Consider the following 16,282-nt stretch of genomic DNA (forward strand, 5'->3'; position numbering starts at 1 on the left):
AGCCAGATGCTCCACCCGCCGCATCAGCACCATCGTTCAGGCCGTCCACACGCTGATGACCTGCGGCTATTCAGGATGAAAACGGCTCACTGTCCGGATTCACCGGCGCTACGGACATGAGCTGCCTCTGACCGAACGGCTCGCCGAGCTCGACGACGAATACGACATCCTCGAATACGGCAACAGAACTCTGCACCAGGTCGATGCCGAGGTCACGGCCGAGGCCCGCCGCATCGCGGCCGCCACAGCGGCTCCGGCGGGCCCAGGAACCGGTATGCCACGTCGCTCGGCGTGATTCTGTCGAACCGGTGAATCCAGGACGTACCGAGGTCAAGGTGCGGTCCGTGACCGCCCCGCCCGGGGCGCCGCACCAGCCGAGGACGACCGGCGGACCGCCGAACGTGAGATCCCGCTTCCATAGGGCTCCCCCACAGGGGTGAGCGTGCTCGGTCTCGCCAAGTGGTTCAACGCCCGGACCGCGGACGACAGCGTGCCGGTGTCCGGGTGCCCGAGCCGAGTCCAGAAGCCCACGAGTGTCAGTGCGGTATGTGAAGCTTCGCCCATGACGTGGAGCAGTGAAATCCCCTCGTGGCAGGACGTGGTGCAAGCCTTGCGGGAGGCGTCGGACGCCGAGGAGAGCGTACGCCTGGGTGACGGGGTGGATGACGAGGAGATGGACGGCTGGGGTGTTGCGGTGCCCGAGCCGGTCCGGGAGGTCTGTCGCCGGGTCGGAGCGCTTCACGTCGGCGGCCACGGCGATTTCGGGGCCTCGTACCCCTCAGGGGCTGTCAGCGGTGGGGCCGCGTGGCGGTGCGGCGAACCCGGTTCGTTCCGCGTGGTCCACACCAATGCGTACGCGGAGACCTACTACGTGGACATCGATCCCGCGACAGGTGCGTGGGGTCCGGTGTTCAAGTTCTGGGAAAGCCACGGCGCCGAGCTGGTCGCCCCCTCGCTCCAGCAGTGGCTGGTGACCGTGGGCGAGCTGGTGGAGCACGCCGCACGGGACGCAGAGCACTTCGACGGCTTCTCCACCGCGTTCCTCAACTGGTTCTCCGGAGACTTCGCCGATGCCGACGACGAGTTCGACGAGGACTCGCCTGCCGCCCTGGCGCGCACGGCCGGACCCGCGACCACACAGCCCGTCACCATCGAAGCAGCATGCGCCTCGGGTGATCCCGTACTCGCGCACGTCGGCTCCCAGCTGCCCCAGGGGGCGCTCCTGGCCGACCTGCGCGCGACGACGGGGCCGACGAGGGTTCCGTTCGGCCGCCACCCTATGTGGCCGGGAGGCACTCCCGTCTACGGACGCTTCCACAACGGCACGATCCTCACAGCCATCGGCCACACCTAGGACCTGTCCGGCCGCTCATGTGACCTTTCATGACCGGGTCGTTGATGTGGGCACGAGGCGGGGCGATCTGGCAGATGTCGAGTGGGAACGGCTGCGGCCCTTCCTGCCGGTCAGCAACAGGTAGCTTCGTTCGCGAGAACCGGTTCTGGCGCAACTTCTGTGGCCCCGGGGCGATGGTTGCCGGCGACCGGATAAAGATTCGCCCGCAGAGGACGGTGTCTCTACGCTTGGTCAGAGCGGGAGTGCGCGCATTTCCGCAGGTTGCGGTGCCGTGGCAGAGCGGTCCATTGCGATCGCCGTGGGCGAGGTCCCTCCCACGGCGACTGACGGAGACGGGGCGGACCTGCTCCCATCTGTCTCGCGGGTTCAAATCCCGTCGGCACCGCAGCCGACCAGGACGGAGTACGGCGCACGGACCTGCCGCCTCGCGCCAGGTCCACAGAAGTCGTGCCAGAACCGGCTCTCGCGAACGAAGCCGCCCGCTACGACAAGCGCCGCTACGTCTGCCTCGGCACGGCCGCTGCGGCAGCTCTCACGATCTGGCTCCGGACATGATCGACGGGAATGCTCCGTGGCACGGAGCCGACAACGTGCCACGCGCTGCCCCTGTCGACGGGAAGGCGAGACCCGTCGGCGCGGTCGGGCCGGTGGCGGGGAGGGCGGTCCGGCCACCGCCCGTCTCCTGGACGCGGACCACCCTGTTGTCGAAGCCGTCGGCGCGGAGCTGGGTGGCGGCGACGTCCACGTACCTGGTGTTGAGGAGCGCGAACGCGTTCAGCGCCAGGCCCAGGGCCCCGATCTGGTCTGCCTGTAAAGCCCTCCGCAGCCCCCATGGGTTCAGGGCGTGTCTGACAAAGGGCCTTGGACAGGTGGGCGGAGTCACCGGGTGTGACGACGAGGGCCAGACGGGAGGTCTCGGCCGTCGCAGACGAGGTGGACCTTCGTGGTCGGTCCGCCCCGGGACCGGCCGAGCACCTGGTCGTCGCCTACCTCGCGTACCGGATGGTTCGGTTCGTCCCCCACTGCCGTCTTCTCCCCGCAGGCCCCGGAGGCGTTCTGGTGCGCGCGGGCGATGGTGCAGCCCACCGACACCGTCCACTTCACCGTGCCGGCTGCGTCTTCGCGTATTCCGACGCGTTCGAGCAGCTTCACCCAGGTGCCGTCCGTCTCCCAGCGGGTGAAGCGCTCGTGGACGGTCTGCTACGAGCCGTAGGGTTCGGGCGCGTGCCATAGCCGTCCCCTCCCGTCGGTCTGGTCGGCGTGGGTCTACGCGTCTTGTCGTGGGTGCGGCTGCGGGCGTGGGTGTGGCGGTCCGGTTACCGGGGGCGGTGGGCTCGGACAGGGTGCGGAAGAGGAGCCAACTCAGGGCGATCAGGGGGATGAGGGCTGTGTGGAGGTCGGTGGTGTCGGCAAGGTGTCCCAGGAGAGGGCTGATGAGGCCGCCGATGCTGACGGTGAGGCCGAGGATGACACCGCTGGCGGTGCCGATGCGGGAGGGCAGGTAGTCCTGGCCGAGGGGGACCTGGAGGGAGAAGGGGACGTACAGGCCGGCAGAGGTGAGGGCCACGAAGAGGTACAGGGCCGGGCCGGGTGTGTAGATCACGCCGGTGACGGCGGCGATGGAGAGCAGGCAGGACCAGCGGGAGACGCGGACGCGGTCGTAGCGGTGGGCCAGGGATCCGCCGAGGAGCGAGCCGACCGCGCCGCCCAGGAACAGGGCGATGGTCCCTGCGTCGGTGCTGCCTTGCGCGCGCTGCTGGGCGTAGAGGGAGATGAAGGTGCTCAGGCCGGTGAAGACGGCGGAGCGGAAGACGACCGCAAGGGACAGTCTCAGGAACGAGGCGACGTCGTCGACGCTGCGGAGTGTGGGTGGTAGGCGGCCACGCCGATGCGGAGATCGCGGCGAAGAACAGCGTGAGCCCGTAGGAGCCGCTCAGACCGCTGAGTGCGATGCCCGTTCCGCCCAGCAGGGTGCTGACCGGTAGCAGCCACGGCATGGCCCACCGGTCGGTGAGCGGGCCGAACACCGGCTGGGCCACTGAAGAGAGCAGGGAAGCGGCCAGCACGACGCCGGAGGCGACCGCATCGGTGTAGTCCCGTTCGGCCACGAAAAACGGGATGAGAGCCGCAACAGCGCCCTGGTAGATGTCGACACAGGCGTGCCCCACGGCCAGCAGAGGGATCGAGGTATTCCTTCGCACCCCTCCCATGCTGGAGAACCCGACGCCGTCGCGCTTTCGACAGGTTGACAGGGGATGCAGAAAATCCGCCACGAATCCGTTGCGCCGCCCCGGACCCAGCGACTGGCTTCCGGCGGTGGGATCGACGCGCACCGCCACGACGACCACCAGATCGTCTACGCCAGCCGCGGCACCATCGCGGTGACCACCGACGCGGGTTCCTGGGTCGCCCCCGCCAGCCGCGCGCTGTGGATCCCCGCCGGCGCCGTCCACCAGCACCAGGCCCACGGCGAACTCGACCTGCACCTCGTCGGCCTGGACGAACCCGCCGTCCTCGCCGTCAGCCCCCTCCTGCGCGAACTCATCGTCGCCCACACCCGCGACCCCGACAACGACAACCCGCCCCACCTGCGCCTGCGCGCCGTCATGCTCGACCAGCTCGCCGTCTCCCCCGAGCAGCCCCTGCACCTGCCGGCCCCCACCGACCCCCCTGCTCCGCGAACCGCACGACATCCTGCGCGCGGCCCCGGCCGACAACCGTGCCCTCGACGACCTCGGACGCCAGATCGGCGCCGGCGCCCGCACCCTCTCCCGCCGTCTCCGCGACGACCTCGGCCTCACCTACCCCCAGTGGCGGACCCAGATCAGACTCCACCACGCCTTGGTCCTCCTGGCCGACGGCAACCCCGTCACCGCAGTCGCCCACCGCTGCGGCTGGTCATCCGCCAGCACCTCGCTCGCCCGCCTCCTCGCAGAGCGCCTCGGCTGCCCGGCGGTCATCCGCGACGAGATCAAGCAGGGCATGGTCCTCGACGCCGGCCCATCACCGGACGGGGCCGACCACCTCAACCTCCCTGCCCGCGACGCGTTCTTCGACACGATCACAGGCTCCTGAAGGAGATCGCGGCGGGCACATACGTTCCCGACAGCTTCGTCGACCTCTCCCTCGGCCTGCCGTGCCTCCTTGTCGACACCTCCAACGGCTACACCCCTGGCCTCAAGGAGATCATCGGTTTCGCCCAGGCCCCGAGCGCCCACGGAACATGAAGCCAGGCGATGGCCGACCCGCTCAGAGAGTTCGGCCATCGCCAACGGCTCCTTGAGACCGTGTCCTATGTCCCATGGAGCGAGGCGGACGTTGAGGTCGTCATGGGGCGGGGCGTGGAGGGTCGGATCGTTCCGGGCGGGCTGTGAGAGAGCGCAAAGCCGCTGATCCCGCCGTCGAAGGTACGGCCGCAGGGCGGCGGTCCGCAGGACGCACCCGGCGTCCCGCGCCGAGTGGTGGAATCACCTACTCGCCGGCGCGGGCCACAAGCAGCGGCTGGAAGAAACCCGTCTCCTGGGGCATCCGCCACTGAGGGTCGACGAACCCGGCCTCGGCTGCGAGGCCGGCCAGCCGGTCCCCGCCAAGTGCCCAGTAGGTGGTCCGGCGGACCTGGACGCGCCATTCTCCGCCCGCCGGAAGGAGCTGGAAGTGCTCCAGGTCGTAGTGCTCGCCGTCGTCGTGCCAGTGCCAGAGCTGGAAGGTGACGGTGCGCTCTCCTCCGTCGGCTTCGGCGAACCTGTGGACTTGCGGAGGCGTCGAAGCGGGGCGATCGCGCAGCAGGTCGTCATAGGGCCGTGTGCTGATCAGCAGCCGGCCGCCGGGGCGCAGGACTCGGCGCATCTCAGACAGGGCGGCGTTCACATCCTGCTCTGTCAGCAGGTGAGGCAGCGAGTTGTCGGCGCAGACGACAGCGTCGAACCGGCCATCGGAAAACGGGAGGCGCCGCATGTCGGCGGCGGCCGTGCACAGGCTCAGGCTCCGGCGGGCGGCCTCCCGAGCGGCGCGCGCGGCGGCACGGGGGCTGATGTCGGTCCCGGTGACCCGGTGCCCGCGCAACGCCAGGCCGATGGCCTGGGTGCCGATGCCGCAGGAACAGTCGAGCACCGCGAGATCCTGGTCGATCAGTGCGTCCAGGGCGTCCCCCTGCCGACGGACGCTCGCGTCCCAGTCTGAGTAGATCAGATGGTAGTCGTCGGCCAGTTCGTCATAGAAGTGCGCCACTGATGTCTCAGACATGACCGGAGATTACCGTGCCGGATTCCCCGGAGGCGCTGGTCGCCCTGGTGATCGGCGCGAACGTCCTCGCTGGTGATCACTGATGCGATGTGGGGCCGGATCGCGCCGCTGATGCCGGCCGGTTCGGTCCGCGATCTGCGATGGGCCGACCATCGCAGGATCCTTGAGGCCATCGCGTGGAAGTATCGAACCTGTTCGCCCTGGCGGGACCTGCCGGACGAACCCGGCTCGCTCCAGACCGCTCACAAACGGTTGATCCGGTGGGCAGTCGACGGAACCTGAGAAGGGTTCCTCATCGCAGTCCTGGCCGCAGTCGACGACGGCGACACCATCGGCTGGACCGTGTCGGTGGACTCCGCCGTCTGCCGGGCCCACCAGCATGCCGCCGGGGCCAGGAAAAGGGGATGCCGGACCGGGCCGAACCCGACGGCCAGGCGCTCGGACGCTCCCGCGGCAGCTCGAGCACGAAGGTCCACCTGGCCGGCGACAGTCACGCTCGACCTCTGGCGCTCCACGTCACCGCAGGCCGGGCTGACGACCACCAGTGTGCGAAGCCGTGATGACAGGCATCCGCTGACCGGGCCGGGAAGGCCAAGGGGCCGACCGGATGCCGTCCTCGCGGACCGCGCGTATGCGTCCCGCGCGATCCGGTGGCGTCTCCGGCGGCGCGGGATCCGTGCCGTCATTCCCCAGCCGTCCGACCAGGTGGGACGTCGTCTGTGACGAGGCCGCGCAGGCGGTCGGCCGCCTGCTTTCGACGCCGAGACGTACAAGCAGCGCAAGGCGTCGAACGATGCATCAACCGGCCCGAGCAGTGGCGTGGTCTGGCCATGCGGACGGACAAGCTCGCCGTCGCGTCCCAGGCCGCACTGCACTTCGCCGCCGTCCTCCTCTGGGCGCGAGGCCGACCGAGCGGGATGACTATCAGCCGTCGTAGAAGAACAGCTCAAAATCCTCCATGGACCCTGGCCCGGTCAGGAAGCCCTCCGCCTGGGCGGTCTCCTTCTCCGGTGGTACCTGACGCTCGCGAAGAAGCCGTGTCATCCACTTCTCGCCCTGCTTGCCCACGGAGGAGGAGAGAGTTCCGTCCGTACAGACAGCCCCTCGTACGCCCAATCGATCGGCGTGCGCGCGGTGGGCGCCTCTGATGGAGACGACGAGGCAAGTCCGGCCTGCCGCTCGCGCTCCTGCTCCTTGTCTTTTTGGATTCCTGTGACAGTCCCGAAGATGCGGAACGAGAGCGGAAGACTGGCCACTCCATCGGGACCCGCGGCCTCCCCCGGCCGCGAAGGGCCGGGCAGGATGAAAACCGGCCCGCACGCGTGGTGTTGTACGGGCCGGTCCACCGCACGGCTACGGGCGGGTCTCGCAGGTGGTCACTCGAGGACCCCGAGCTCGGAGTCCACCTCGCACGCACGGACACGGCCGGTGTGGCAGCCGCGGGCGCGAGTGACGAGCACGGCCATGTCAGAGGACGAAGGGGGCCGTGGGGGTTTTTCCGCCCTGCGCCTCACGGGCGCGCGCCGCGATGGTCGTGTGGAGGGCGGTAAGCACAGCGATGCTGGGCTCACCCGGATCCTTGGACATGCGGATCTCGATCACAGCCGTTCCGGCGAGGACCGCCGACTCCGCCCACGAGTTGCTCACCTCGGTGCCGTCCTGGGACCGGAGCTGCCAGGTGTAACCGGCCGAGGTGTCGGCTCCGGCGACCGGCAGGGCGATCTCCGTACGGGGCTCTTCACCGTCCAGAAGGTCCTTCTTCGCCTCGGCGAAGCCGGCGATCGCCGCATCGGCGCTGGAATACATCTTGACGATGACCTGCACCCCGTCAGCGGCGTCGGTGTCGTACTCGGCGCGCACGTCGAAGACGAGGCCTCCACACGGTGCTGGTGCCGGGCATGGCTCGACGGTGGGGAAGGCGGGCTTCAGCGACCAGCCCGCAGGCAGACTGCCGGCACCCGGCGGAATGCTTCCGGCCGGTCCGCCATCCGTGATGGGCGCCGCAGAGGCCGCCTGCTCGCTCCCGCACACGGGAAAGAAGGCGTCCTTGGAGTCTGGAGGGAGGCCGGCATGGACGGATGCTCGCCGCACGACCGATCGGGTCGTCAGTGGAGCATGCCGAGTTCGGAAGCGGCCCGGCACACCCCGCAGGCACGGACGTGGCCGTCGGCCGACAGACGGCGAGCCTCGGCGGCCGTGACGGAAGTCGGACCAGGCCCGGCCGAGCCCGTTCGTGCGGCGCGCTCTCCGGCCTTGTAGGCGAGGCGGACAACGAAGGCGGTGGCATCGTTCGCGCGCTGATCTCGTCGCGCACGGATCCCGTAGCGCGCGGTCACGCCGGGCGACCCCGACCTGCACGCCCTGGAGGTGGATGGGCGTGTGGTTGAGGAGGCACTCGCGTTCCACGGCAACGACGCGGTCCAGAGCACTGGTTCAAGACGGAGAGGTCTGGGGTTCTGCCCTGTGGGGCCGGCGGCCGCTGAGCCGCAACGGCGCAGAGCTTCGCTATGTCAACGCTGTTGACCGGGCTGGCCATGGCTTGTCTAGGATCTGCCATACCGCCCCGCCAGCCCAGCAGCCTTACGGAGTGCCGTGATTGCCCCAGAGTCGCAGACCGTCGTCGGGCCGGTCTTCACCCCCGCCCTCGACTTCGCCTTCGAGGTCCGTGTCTTCCTCGCGCCCTCCCTGCACATCGGGCACGGTGCCGGCGAAGTCACCGAGTACGTCCCCATCACCGGCGGCACCGTCGAGGGCCCCCGCCTGCGCGGCACTGTCCTGGCCGGCGGCGGCGACTGGTGCGACAGACGCCGCGGGGTCTACCAGCTCGATGCCCGATACCTCCTTCAAGCCGATGACGGCGCGGTCATCGACATCACCAACCGCGGTTACTACCACGAGGACGACCCCACCGCCCCCGCCCAGTACGACGGCGCCCTGCAGGTGTCCGAGACCGGCGTGTACTACCGGACCTCCCCCGTCTTCCGCACCGACGCCCCCTCCCATCTCTGGCTCGCCCGCACCGTCTTCGTCGGCCTCGCCCGCGGCGACGACTCCGAAGTCGCCATCCGCTTCTACTCCGTGGCCTGACCGCCGTCACGACAAGCCGCAAAGGAAAGCCTGCCGGGCACGCCGAGCTGGAGCAGCCGCCGATCCAACGGCCGGCGAAGGTCGTCCGTGAACGGGGCGGAAACGGGCCGGGGGCGGTCGGCCGTGGCGCCTTCCGCCGGCGGAGCGGGGGCTTCTGGTGGCCGTCTCCTACCGCACGCAAACGCCCGGGAAGGGCACTGCTGCCGGGCGAGGAGGACAACGCCGAGCATCACAAGGCCCAGGCTCCGGGTCGAGCGCGCCTTCGCCCACATGAAGCGCTACAGACCCTCCGCGACTGCCGCCGGTGCGACAACGGCCTCCCCCACGCCATCCAGGCCGTCGCCCACACGCACAGCCTCGCCCTCACCACATGAGCAGACCAGCCACAAACCGGCCCTGACCTGACCGGACACGACCTCCTGCAGCCCCCTTTACCCCAAGACCACCATGGTCAGGAGGAGCAGGGCGAAAAGGACGGCGTTCGCCAGCAGGAGCAGGAGGAGGGTGCGCCACTGCCGGATCCGGAGATCTCTGCGCTCGGCGCGGGTCAGCGGCGGGATGGCCGCGGTGCCCGCACGGACCTTCGAGGCCAGCTCGTGGACCACCTCGGCCGGGTACTTGTCCACGTTCTCCGTGCCCTGCCATCCGCCCTTGCCCGTGACCCGGTACGGGCGCAGCGCCTTCTCCAGGGCGTCGTACGAGGTCTTCCTGGGAAAGAGCTTGCGCACCTCATGGAAATCGAGAAGACGACGCTCCGGCGTCTCGGCCACGGTGTCCCCCCTCCGCGCACGGGCCGCCATAGTGGGCCGGGGCCGGGCCGCCCGTCAAGGCCACAGGACGGCCTCCGCGGGCCGTCGGCGGGTTCGGCGGGCACGAAGACACCTGCGGCGTGGGCGAGCAGGACCGGGCCTTCCCGCTTGCCACCCTCACCATGGCCGGCCGGTGCTGAATGTGGAGGCCCAGGGTGCCTCCGAGCAGCACCGCCGCGACGGTCTCCGGATCGGTGACCCGCGCACCGGCCGCGCGCAGGTGGTCGTCGTAGCGGCCGCGGTCTTGGCGTACTCCTCGGCGTACGTCGCGCGGGCCGCAGCCAGTCACTCGTGAACCGCTTACGGTGCGCATGCCGGCGTGCGCACCGGTCGTCGCCGCCGTCCACGACTCGGGGGGTGTCCGCGGACGGCGGCTGTCTCGATCGTGTGCCCGCGAGGAGCGCCGGTCCGAGCCGGACAGCCGATCCTCGCCCCCGTCACCGTCGGTCGGCTCCGGGCACGGGTCTTCCCTGCGGAACCGTTCCTCTGTCTTGGCGCCGAGGGAGGACATGATCACGAGCATGACCCCCAGGGCGCCGGCGGGGATGGTGATCTTTTCGTGGTCGAGGAGCCAGACCACCACGACCAAGGCACCGTGCAGGACCTTTCATGTGTCCAGGGCCGGCACGATGTCGAGATCGCTCGGACGGGTGAGGGCCTTGGGTGGTCCGGCCCTGCACCGGATTCCGGCTAAGCAGGCGGTGTGACGTACGTGTTCGGTGCCAGGGTGCGCAGGACGTCGAACTCGTTGCCCTCAGGGTCGGCCAGGACCACCCAGCTCCGGTCGGGGCCCTGGCCCACGTCCACCTTGGTGGCGCCGAGGCCGAGCAGCCTGGCGACCTCGTTGTCGGTGTCGGCATCGATGGGGCTGACGTCGAGGTGGAGTCGGTTCTTCACGGTTTTCCCCTCGGGCACCTGAATGAACACCACTGTGGGAGGCATCTGACAGGCCCGGACAGCCTCCACGGTCGGCTCCCAGGAGCCGATCTCGACTTTTCCCTCGCTCCGGTCGAGCACGGTGAAGTCCAGGACCGCGCACCAGAAGGCGGCAAGCCGCTCCGGATCGTGGCAATCGACGACCAATTCGGTGAACCTGCTGGTCATGGCTTCTCCAAGTCGGTGATCGTGGAGGCGGGGATGCTCAGGATGCCGTCGAACGCGTCGAGGACAGGGGTGTGCAGGTGGACGCTCTGCATCCGGATGCGGTCGGGGCCGCTGAGGTTCTCCGCTCGGGCCTGACGGAGATCGGCGACGGCGAGTCCGAGGCCGGTGTCGGCGAAGGCCGCTTCGATGCTTCCGGGCACGGGTGGTTCCAGCGGGGTGTCGTGAATGCTGAACCCGAAGGGAGCCCGCTCATCGCGGTGCATCTCGGCCGTGTGCCCTGTGAGGCTTGTCAGACCGAGGGCGAAGTACGTGTCACCGAGGGCGTCGTCCAGGTGCTGCCCCATGGGGAGCCCCGTGAGGCGGCCGTCGAAGGCGATCGGTGTCTTCTGGATGTGGGCGTTGTGGGCCATCAGTACGACACGGGCCGCGGGTTCGAGTCGGTTCAGGTGCCACAGAAGCGATTCGGCCATGTAGAAGTCGCGGGCAGAGGTGTCGGCGGTGAGACCGTCTCCGGCGAAGAGGGCGGCCATGGCGCGAAAGGTGTAGTCGCCGTGGCAGGCGGCCTCCAGGCAGCGCAGGGCGGTGTCGTAGCCGTGCCGGTCTCCCCGGGAGAGGTACAACGGCTTCAGGGAACGGAATCGGATGAGCAGTCGTGCCAGGAGCGCGCTGAGGGCGTCCTGGTCGGTGGTGGCCAGGCGTGCCCACGACGGCGCGGCCACGGCTGCGGAGTCACCGGCGAAGGATGCGGCGATCGTGATCGCGCTCTGGACCGTCGGCAGGGCTTCCGGGTCGATCCGGCGGAGGTAGTCGGCGACAGGGACCAGGGCGGGGAGCAGTGACCCGCCGGCCGCCGGGATGTCGATCCCTGCGAAGCGGACCGGTTCCTTGGCCGTGTGGTTGTGCCGGCGGATGAAGCGTGCCGGCTCCTGGAGTCCGATGGGGACCGCTGCCGCCAGGAGCGCGGAGAGGTCGTCGTCCGTCCCCCGGCCCTGGGCCCAGGCGTCGAGGGGGATGGCTTCGCAGAAGCCGTACTCGAAGGCCAGGACGGTGAAGCCGCAGCGTTCGACGAGGAATCGCAGGATCCGCCGGCGCATCGCGGCGAACTCGTCGATGAAGTGGGAGTGCTCGCCGAGAGCGACCACACGGACGCCGTCAAGGATGTCGCGCAGTGGTTCCAGGTCGTCCAGGGGTGCTGCCGGGTCGAGGTGGCTGAGCGGGGTGGCATGGCCGTGGAGCCAGTCGGTGAAGGGGATTCGGTGGGTGGGGGTGGACATGCTGGGCTCTTCCGCGAAGGGGAATGGTGAGGGCGTGGGCATGTGGGCGGTCAGGGGAGAGGGAGAGTGGGTGCGGCGTTCTGCAGTTGGTCGACGCTGCCGGACATGAGGGTCCGTACGTGCTCGGTGATGTGCTCCGCGGGCCAGTCCCACCAGGCCAGCGCGAGCAGCCGGGCGATGTCCACGTCGCTGTAGCGGGTGCGGACGAGGTGGGCGGGGTTGCCGCCGACGATGCCGTAGTCGGGGACGTCCTTGGTGACCACGGAGCCGCTGGCGATGATCGCGCCGTGTCCGATGCGTACGCCGGGCATGACGGTCACGCCGTGGCCGAACCAGACATCGTTGCCGACGACGGTGTCCCCGTGGTTGGGCAGATCGGTGAGCAGGTCGAAGTGGTCGGCCCAGGAGCCGCCCATGATGGGGAAGGGAAAGGTCGAGGGGCCGTCCATGCGGTGGTTGGCGCCGTTCATGATGAACCGCACTCCCGTGCCCAGCGCGCAGAACCTGCCGATGACCAGCCTCTCCGGTCCGTAGTGGTACAGCACGTTGCGGGTCTCGAACGCGGTGGCGTCGTCGGGGTCGTCGTAGTAGGAGTACTCCCCGACTTCGATCAGTGGGGACGTGACCAACGGCTTGAGCAGCACCACCCGCGGCTGATCGGGCATGGGATGCAGGGTGGTGGGGTCGGCGGGTACGGGCATGGCGGGCTTCCTCGTCTGTGTGAGTGGTCGGTACGTGGTCGGCGGCCGGCTGGTGGTGCGGTCGCCCCTTCTCCCGCGGGTGTCCGGAGCAGGCGGGGAAGGCCCCCGGCGGCGCGGCAGTTCCAGGTTCTGCCCGCCCGGTCCGTTCACCCGCGGTGTATCGCGCGGCCGCTGTTGCCGCTCCAGGAACAGCGGATGCATGTCGCCGGAGTGCGGTTCGTCGGCCGGCCTCAGGCTTGCCGGCTCCGCGTCCCCTCGGCCACGTCGACGCCCATGTACCTACCCCTTCAAAGGTACGGCACGTGCCGTGCCGTTATGGCAGAAGCGTGCCGGGGTCATGGAACCCTGTCAAGAACGGCACGTGCCGTGCCGCTATGGTGGGGACATGACCACTGCCCGACGTCGCGGCCCCGACCTGACCGAAGCCATCATGCGAACCACGCTGGAACTGGGGCAGGAACTCGGCTACGCCAAGCTCAGCATCGAAGCGATCGCCGCCCGAGCCGGTGTCGGCAAGCACACCATCTACCGCCGGTGGCCCTCCAAGGGCGCCCTGCTGCTCGACTCGCTGCTGTCGCTCAGCGAGTCGGCCCTGGCCTACCCCGACACGGGCGATGTCATCGCAGACCTGCGCAAGCAGATCTACGAGGCCGTCGACCTCCTGGCCGGAGCACCGTTCAGCCCCCTCTTCCAGGCACTGGTCGGCGAGGCCCAGCACGACCCCGCCGTAGCCGGCGCGCTCAATGAGCGCTTCATCGCTCCGCAGGCGGACAGGACCGTCACACGCCTGAAGACAGCACGAGACCAGGGACAACTGTCACCCGACTTCGACCTGGACCTGGCCATGGCGATCCTCTCCGGCCCGCTCTACTTCCGCCTGCTGGTGACACAGGAACCACTGACCCACGAATACGTCGACCGAATTCTCGACGCACTCTTCACCGGGATGGGGCCACGGCCGTGAACAAGACGGCTTTCGCCGCCAGTTCACCGAGCGCTTTCAGAAGGGCCCTGCTGGTTCCGGAACCTGCCACGCTCGATGTCCCGCATGAGCTCGTCGAGCATGTCGTCCGCGACCTGGAGGAGGCAGCCGACACGGCTGCACGTCTTCGTGAGGCCATCACCGCCCGGGGCGTCCTTCACGCCTCGGATGCGCCCGGTGGTACGTGATCTTGGGCTCTGCTCCGTCTCGCTCGACGTCGGGCCGACGTTGTCTTCGTGATGCTCCGTGACGGCACACCTTGTACGGACCTCAGCAATCGGGCTCCCCCACCCGACCTACGGCATCCCTTTCGGACCTTGCCGGGCTCGTGCCGCTCGGCGAGATCGAAAGCGACGACCCCGGGCTCCGGCCGTCCGGCGACCGCAGGCCGGGCTATGTTGATCACATGACACGCAGTCACATCACCATAACCGCAGCTCTTCTGACGTGCCTGACGCTTTCCGCATGCTCGGCGGACAAGGCTTCGGAGGGGGCACCGCCACCCGCCGCAGCGCCGTCCGCGAGCGGAAAGGGCGAGCCGCAGCCTTTCAAGGACGACACCGACGTGCCGCTGACCAGACAGCTCGACCGGGGTGAGCTCACCCAGGCGATTCCCGACGCCGAGGACGTGGTCCCCGGCTACTACCCCGGCAGCCTGCACAAGAGCATGCCCGGGGAGCCCGATGACTGTGCTCCTCTGAAGGCTCCCGCGCCGGCCGGTTGGCAGCGAGCGGGCAGCGGCGACTACGACTACCAGGGATCGACCCTCTCGCGTGGGATCGACCTGGACGTTTGCCAGTTCGACACCGCCGCCCACGCGAAGGCCGCGTACGACCGGTGGCCCGACAGGGACGAATCGGCTCCCGTCAAGGTGCGCACTTCGGTCGGAGAGGAATCGGTCTTCCTCGCGCACAGCGGATCGAGCGGGACGGTCTACGGCTACAGCCGGTCCGGCACGGTCATCGCCCGAGTCCGCGTCGAGGACGCGGGCGGGGATCCCACGGACGCCCATGACGTGCTGGCCGCCACGATCAAGCGACTCCAGCAGGTCCAGGCGGGTCGGCGGGCGACGGCGACGGCGGTCGAGATCGCCGCGGCCGAGCAGGCCCGGGGCTGAACCGTTTTCTTCGGATCATCCGATCTTGGGTGCTGTGCGTCGTGGGCTGACGCCCAGGGGGCACGCATTGAGCCGTTGCCGCCGGACAGGACGCTGAAGCGGGGTGGGCGGTGGCGGGATCACCAGCCGAGGAAATGGGCCGCCGACGGGACTGGGAAGAAGGTCTCCACCGCTCTGCTCGCTCAGGCCGACGCCGAAGGCGAGACTGGGCCGTCACGGTCGATCCCACCGTCGTCCGTGTCCATCAGCACGCCGCTGGGGCCCGTCAGAAGGGCCCCGGCGGGCGGAGCCGGTCGACCATGCCCTCGGCCGGTCCCGCGGCGGGCCGACCACCAAGATCCACCTCGCTGCGGACAGCCGCTGCCGCCCGTTTGCGTTCGTCGTCACACCCGACCAGGCCGGCGGCGCACCCGCGTTCCCCGAGGTCATGGCCCGCTTGCGGGTGCCTCGACCGATCGCCCGGACCAGGACCGCGCCGGAGATGGTCTAGGAGACCTGTCTCCTTGGAGTTTTCCCGCGTTCAGGTGGTTTGCCGTCTCGTGGCGCACTTTCAGGGCTTCTGCGGCGTTGCCCGGTTGTCCGGCCGATCTGCGGTCCGGCCCACTCGTCGCCGCAGGAGGCTGTCCACCGGAGTCAGCCGCGGGGCGCGGCGATCACCAGGCGAAGGAGTCACCCATGGAAACCTTGAAGTCCGGCGTCTATCGCATCGTCAGCTGGCCCGACGCCCAAGGCCCCGAGGCGCGGGTCCTGACAGCCGGGGAAAACGGTGTGACCGTTACGGCTCCGGGGGCTGCGCCGGAACGAGAGCAAGAGTTCTCCGTGGAGATCCGCGAGGACGGCACCCTCATCTCCATCCAGTTTCCCGCCCGGCTCTTCCCCTCTCGTTCCCTGAGTTACAAGGAGCCGGAGAAAGGCGAGAGGGTGATCCTGGGGCCGGTGAGTGACTTCCCCACCCGTGAGTGGAGGATCGAGCCGGCTCCGCAGCAGCCGCTGCCGGTACCCTTCTTCATCCGTGTTCCCGACAAGGAGCTGCAGGTGGTGGTGTCGCCGAAGGCGATCTTCCCGCCTGAGCTCGAACTGGCGCCTTCCGACTTCGACCTCCAGAACGCCTGGGCGCTCCTGCCCGTCGCGACGGACTAGCCGCGTGACGTCCGGGTGAGGACACCGTTCCCCATGCATATGGCGTTCGGCGTCGTGGAGCACGGCGGGAGCGTCCGAGCGTGTGGTGGTCGGGTTCGGCCGGGCCTGGATCCCCTTTTTCCTGGCTCCGGCAGCGTGCTGGTGGGCCCGGCAGACGGTGGAGTCCACCGACACGGTCCAGCCGATGTCGTCACCGTCGTCGGCCGCTGTCAGGAGCGCGGCGAGGATGCGTTCCCAGGTTCCGTCGACGGCTCATCGGATCAGCCGTTGGTGGGCGGTCTGGAACGAGCCGGGTTCGTCCGGCAGGTCCCGCCAGGGTGAGGAGGTGCGGTACTTCCAGGCGATGGCCTCCAGGGGTCGGCGGTGGTCGGCCCGCCGTCGACCGCGGACCGGATCGGCCGGCATCAGCGGCGCGATCCGGTCCCACATCGCATCAGTGAGCTCTTTCAGAGTGGCCACTGATGGAATGACG

General features: G+C 69.3%; 14 protein-coding genes, 1 tRNA gene and 6 pseudogenes. 11 read left to right on the forward strand and 10 right to left on the reverse strand.

The genetic code is table 11. The annotated features are described in order from the left end of the window. Positions 1–70: 70 nt before the first annotated feature. Positions 71–334: a hypothetical protein gene (locus ACFYUZ_RS37065; RefSeq protein WP_389316934.1), complete on the reverse strand. Its 264-nt coding sequence runs from the start codon at positions 332–334 to the stop codon at positions 71–73. Positions 335–562: 228 nt separating this feature from the next. Between ACFYUZ_RS37065 and ACFYUZ_RS37070 the strand changes: the two genes are divergently transcribed. Then, positions 563–1,354 carry a hypothetical protein gene (locus ACFYUZ_RS37070; protein WP_389316937.1) on the forward strand — a complete coding sequence of 264 codons (792 nt, stop codon included), beginning with the start codon at positions 563–565 and terminating at the stop codon, positions 1,352–1,354. A 265-nt stretch (positions 1,355–1,619) separates the two neighbouring features. Further along, positions 1,620–1,739, forward strand: a tRNA-Gly gene (locus tag ACFYUZ_RS37075). A gap of 900 nt (positions 1,740–2,639) precedes the next feature. Here ACFYUZ_RS37075 and ACFYUZ_RS37080 read toward each other — a convergent pair. After that, positions 2,640–3,555, reverse strand: a pseudogene (locus ACFYUZ_RS37080) (MFS transporter); the annotation flags it as partial. Between the two features lie 54 nt (positions 3,556–3,609). Here ACFYUZ_RS37080 and ACFYUZ_RS37085 point away from each other — a divergent pair. After that, positions 3,610–4,267, forward strand: a pseudogene (locus ACFYUZ_RS37085) (AraC family transcriptional regulator); the annotation flags it as partial. A gap of 416 nt (positions 4,268–4,683) precedes the next feature. Then, positions 4,684–4,797, forward strand: a pseudogene (locus ACFYUZ_RS37090) (IS5/IS1182 family transposase); the annotation flags it as partial. Between the two features lie 28 nt (positions 4,798–4,825). On the opposite strand, the gene ACFYUZ_RS37095 reads toward ACFYUZ_RS37090, so the two are convergent. Then, a complete protein-coding gene (locus tag ACFYUZ_RS37095) occupies positions 4,826–5,596 on the reverse strand; it encodes a class I SAM-dependent methyltransferase (RefSeq protein ID WP_389316940.1) in 771 nt (256 codons plus the stop codon). 87 nt (positions 5,597–5,683) lie between these two features. Here ACFYUZ_RS37095 and ACFYUZ_RS37100 point away from each other — a divergent pair. Next, positions 5,684–6,504: pseudogene (locus ACFYUZ_RS37100) on the forward strand (IS5 family transposase); the annotation flags it as partial. A 16-nt stretch (positions 6,505–6,520) separates the two neighbouring features. On the opposite strand, the gene ACFYUZ_RS37105 reads toward ACFYUZ_RS37100, so the two are convergent. Together ACFYUZ_RS37105 and ACFYUZ_RS37110 are read right to left on the reverse strand one after the other, a co-directional pair. Continuing rightward, a complete protein-coding gene (locus tag ACFYUZ_RS37105; RefSeq protein ID WP_389317063.1) occupies positions 6,521–6,664 on the reverse strand; it encodes a hypothetical protein in 144 nt (47 codons plus the stop codon). 399 nt (positions 6,665–7,063) lie between these two features. Further along, a complete protein-coding gene (locus ACFYUZ_RS37110; RefSeq protein WP_389316943.1) occupies positions 7,064–7,627 on the reverse strand; it encodes a hypothetical protein in 564 nt (187 codons plus the stop codon). Positions 7,628–8,188: 561 nt separating this feature from the next. On the opposite strand from ACFYUZ_RS37110, the gene ACFYUZ_RS37115 reads away from it, so the two are divergent. Continuing rightward, positions 8,189–8,683 carry a DUF3237 domain-containing protein gene (locus tag ACFYUZ_RS37115; RefSeq protein WP_389316946.1) on the forward strand — a complete coding sequence of 165 codons (495 nt, stop codon included), beginning with the start codon at positions 8,189–8,191 and terminating at the stop codon, positions 8,681–8,683. A gap of 431 nt (positions 8,684–9,114) precedes the next feature. Here the strand turns inward: ACFYUZ_RS37115 and ACFYUZ_RS37120 are convergent, their stop codons facing one another. The 4 genes from ACFYUZ_RS37120 to ACFYUZ_RS37135 all read right to left on the reverse strand — a co-directional run bounded on the left by ACFYUZ_RS37120 (position 9,115) and on the right by ACFYUZ_RS37135 (position 12,571). Then, positions 9,115–9,453, reverse strand: coding sequence for a hypothetical protein (locus tag ACFYUZ_RS37120; protein WP_389316949.1), 339 nt, complete (start codon positions 9,451–9,453; stop codon positions 9,115–9,117). A 729-nt stretch (positions 9,454–10,182) separates the two neighbouring features. Beyond that, positions 10,183–10,596 carry a VOC family protein gene (locus ACFYUZ_RS37125; protein WP_389316952.1) on the reverse strand — a complete coding sequence of 138 codons (414 nt, stop codon included), beginning with the start codon at positions 10,594–10,596 and terminating at the stop codon, positions 10,183–10,185. Then, positions 10,593–11,870 carry an erythromycin esterase family protein gene (locus tag ACFYUZ_RS37130; protein WP_389316955.1) on the reverse strand — a complete coding sequence of 426 codons (1,278 nt, stop codon included), beginning with the start codon at positions 11,868–11,870 and terminating at the stop codon, positions 10,593–10,595. The genes ACFYUZ_RS37125 and ACFYUZ_RS37130 overlap by 4 nt, the downstream gene beginning before the upstream one ends. A gap of 50 nt (positions 11,871–11,920) precedes the next feature. Next, positions 11,921–12,571 (reverse strand): CatB-related O-acetyltransferase, encoded by a 651-nt coding sequence (locus ACFYUZ_RS37135; protein WP_389316958.1) that lies wholly within the window; start codon positions 12,569–12,571, stop codon positions 11,921–11,923. Between the two features lie 385 nt (positions 12,572–12,956). Here ACFYUZ_RS37135 and ACFYUZ_RS37140 point away from each other — a divergent pair, with 385 nt between their 5' ends. From ACFYUZ_RS37140 to ACFYUZ_RS37160, 5 genes and pseudogenes are all read left to right on the forward strand, one after another. Then, complete coding sequence (locus tag ACFYUZ_RS37140) at positions 12,957–13,535, forward strand: TetR/AcrR family transcriptional regulator (RefSeq protein WP_389316961.1); 579 nt, start codon at positions 12,957–12,959, stop codon at positions 13,533–13,535. Beyond that, the gene (locus ACFYUZ_RS37145; RefSeq protein ID WP_389317065.1) at positions 13,532–13,741 is read left to right on the forward strand and encodes a hypothetical protein; all 210 of its coding nucleotides are present in this window, start codon (positions 13,532–13,534) and stop codon (positions 13,739–13,741) included. Before ACFYUZ_RS37140 ends, ACFYUZ_RS37145 begins: the two co-directional genes overlap by 4 nt. Before the next feature lie 140 nt (positions 13,742–13,881). After that, positions 13,882–14,670 carry a hypothetical protein gene (locus ACFYUZ_RS37150; RefSeq protein WP_389316964.1) on the forward strand — a complete coding sequence of 263 codons (789 nt, stop codon included), beginning with the start codon at positions 13,882–13,884 and terminating at the stop codon, positions 14,668–14,670. Between the two features lie 66 nt (positions 14,671–14,736). Then, positions 14,737–15,157, forward strand: a pseudogene (locus tag ACFYUZ_RS37155) (IS5/IS1182 family transposase); the annotation flags it as partial. Positions 15,158–15,345: 188 nt separating this feature from the next. After that, a complete protein-coding gene (locus ACFYUZ_RS37160) occupies positions 15,346–15,810 on the forward strand; it encodes a hypothetical protein (RefSeq protein ID WP_389316967.1) in 465 nt (154 codons plus the stop codon). Here ACFYUZ_RS37160 and ACFYUZ_RS37165 read toward each other — a convergent pair. Next, positions 15,716–16,239: pseudogene (locus tag ACFYUZ_RS37165) on the reverse strand (transposase); the annotation flags it as partial. The gene ACFYUZ_RS37160 and the pseudogene ACFYUZ_RS37165 sit on opposite strands and share 95 nt — an antisense overlap. Positions 16,240–16,282: the final 43 nt, after the last annotated feature.

Source organism: Streptomyces sp. NPDC004266 (assembly GCF_042874095.1).
Taxonomy (GTDB): Bacteria; Actinomycetota; Actinomycetes; order Streptomycetales; family Streptomycetaceae; genus Streptomyces.

What these genes read in the sequence shown, in the direction of transcription:
- ACFYUZ_RS37160 (WP_389316967.1), top strand. Translation starts at nt 15,346, where the DNA reads ATGGAAACCTTGAAGTCCGGCGTCTATCGCATCGTCAGCTGGCCCGAC.
- ACFYUZ_RS37140 (WP_389316961.1), top strand. Translation starts at nt 12,957, where the DNA reads ATGACCACTGCCCGACGTCGCGGCCCCGACCTGACCGAAGCCATCATG.
- ACFYUZ_RS37135 (WP_389316958.1), bottom strand. Translation starts at nt 12,571, where the DNA reads ATGCCCGTACCCGCCGACCCCACCACCCTGCATCCCATGCCCGATCAG.
- ACFYUZ_RS37125 (WP_389316952.1), bottom strand. Translation starts at nt 10,596, where the DNA reads ATGACCAGCAGGTTCACCGAATTGGTCGTCGATTGCCACGATCCGGAG.
- ACFYUZ_RS37095 (WP_389316940.1), bottom strand. Translation starts at nt 5,596, where the DNA reads ATGTCTGAGACATCAGTGGCGCACTTCTATGACGAACTGGCCGACGAC.
- ACFYUZ_RS37070 (WP_389316937.1), top strand. Translation starts at nt 563, where the DNA reads ATGACGTGGAGCAGTGAAATCCCCTCGTGGCAGGACGTGGTGCAAGCC.
- ACFYUZ_RS37130 (WP_389316955.1), bottom strand. Translation starts at nt 11,870, where the DNA reads ATGTCCACCCCCACCCACCGAATCCCCTTCACCGACTGGCTCCACGGC.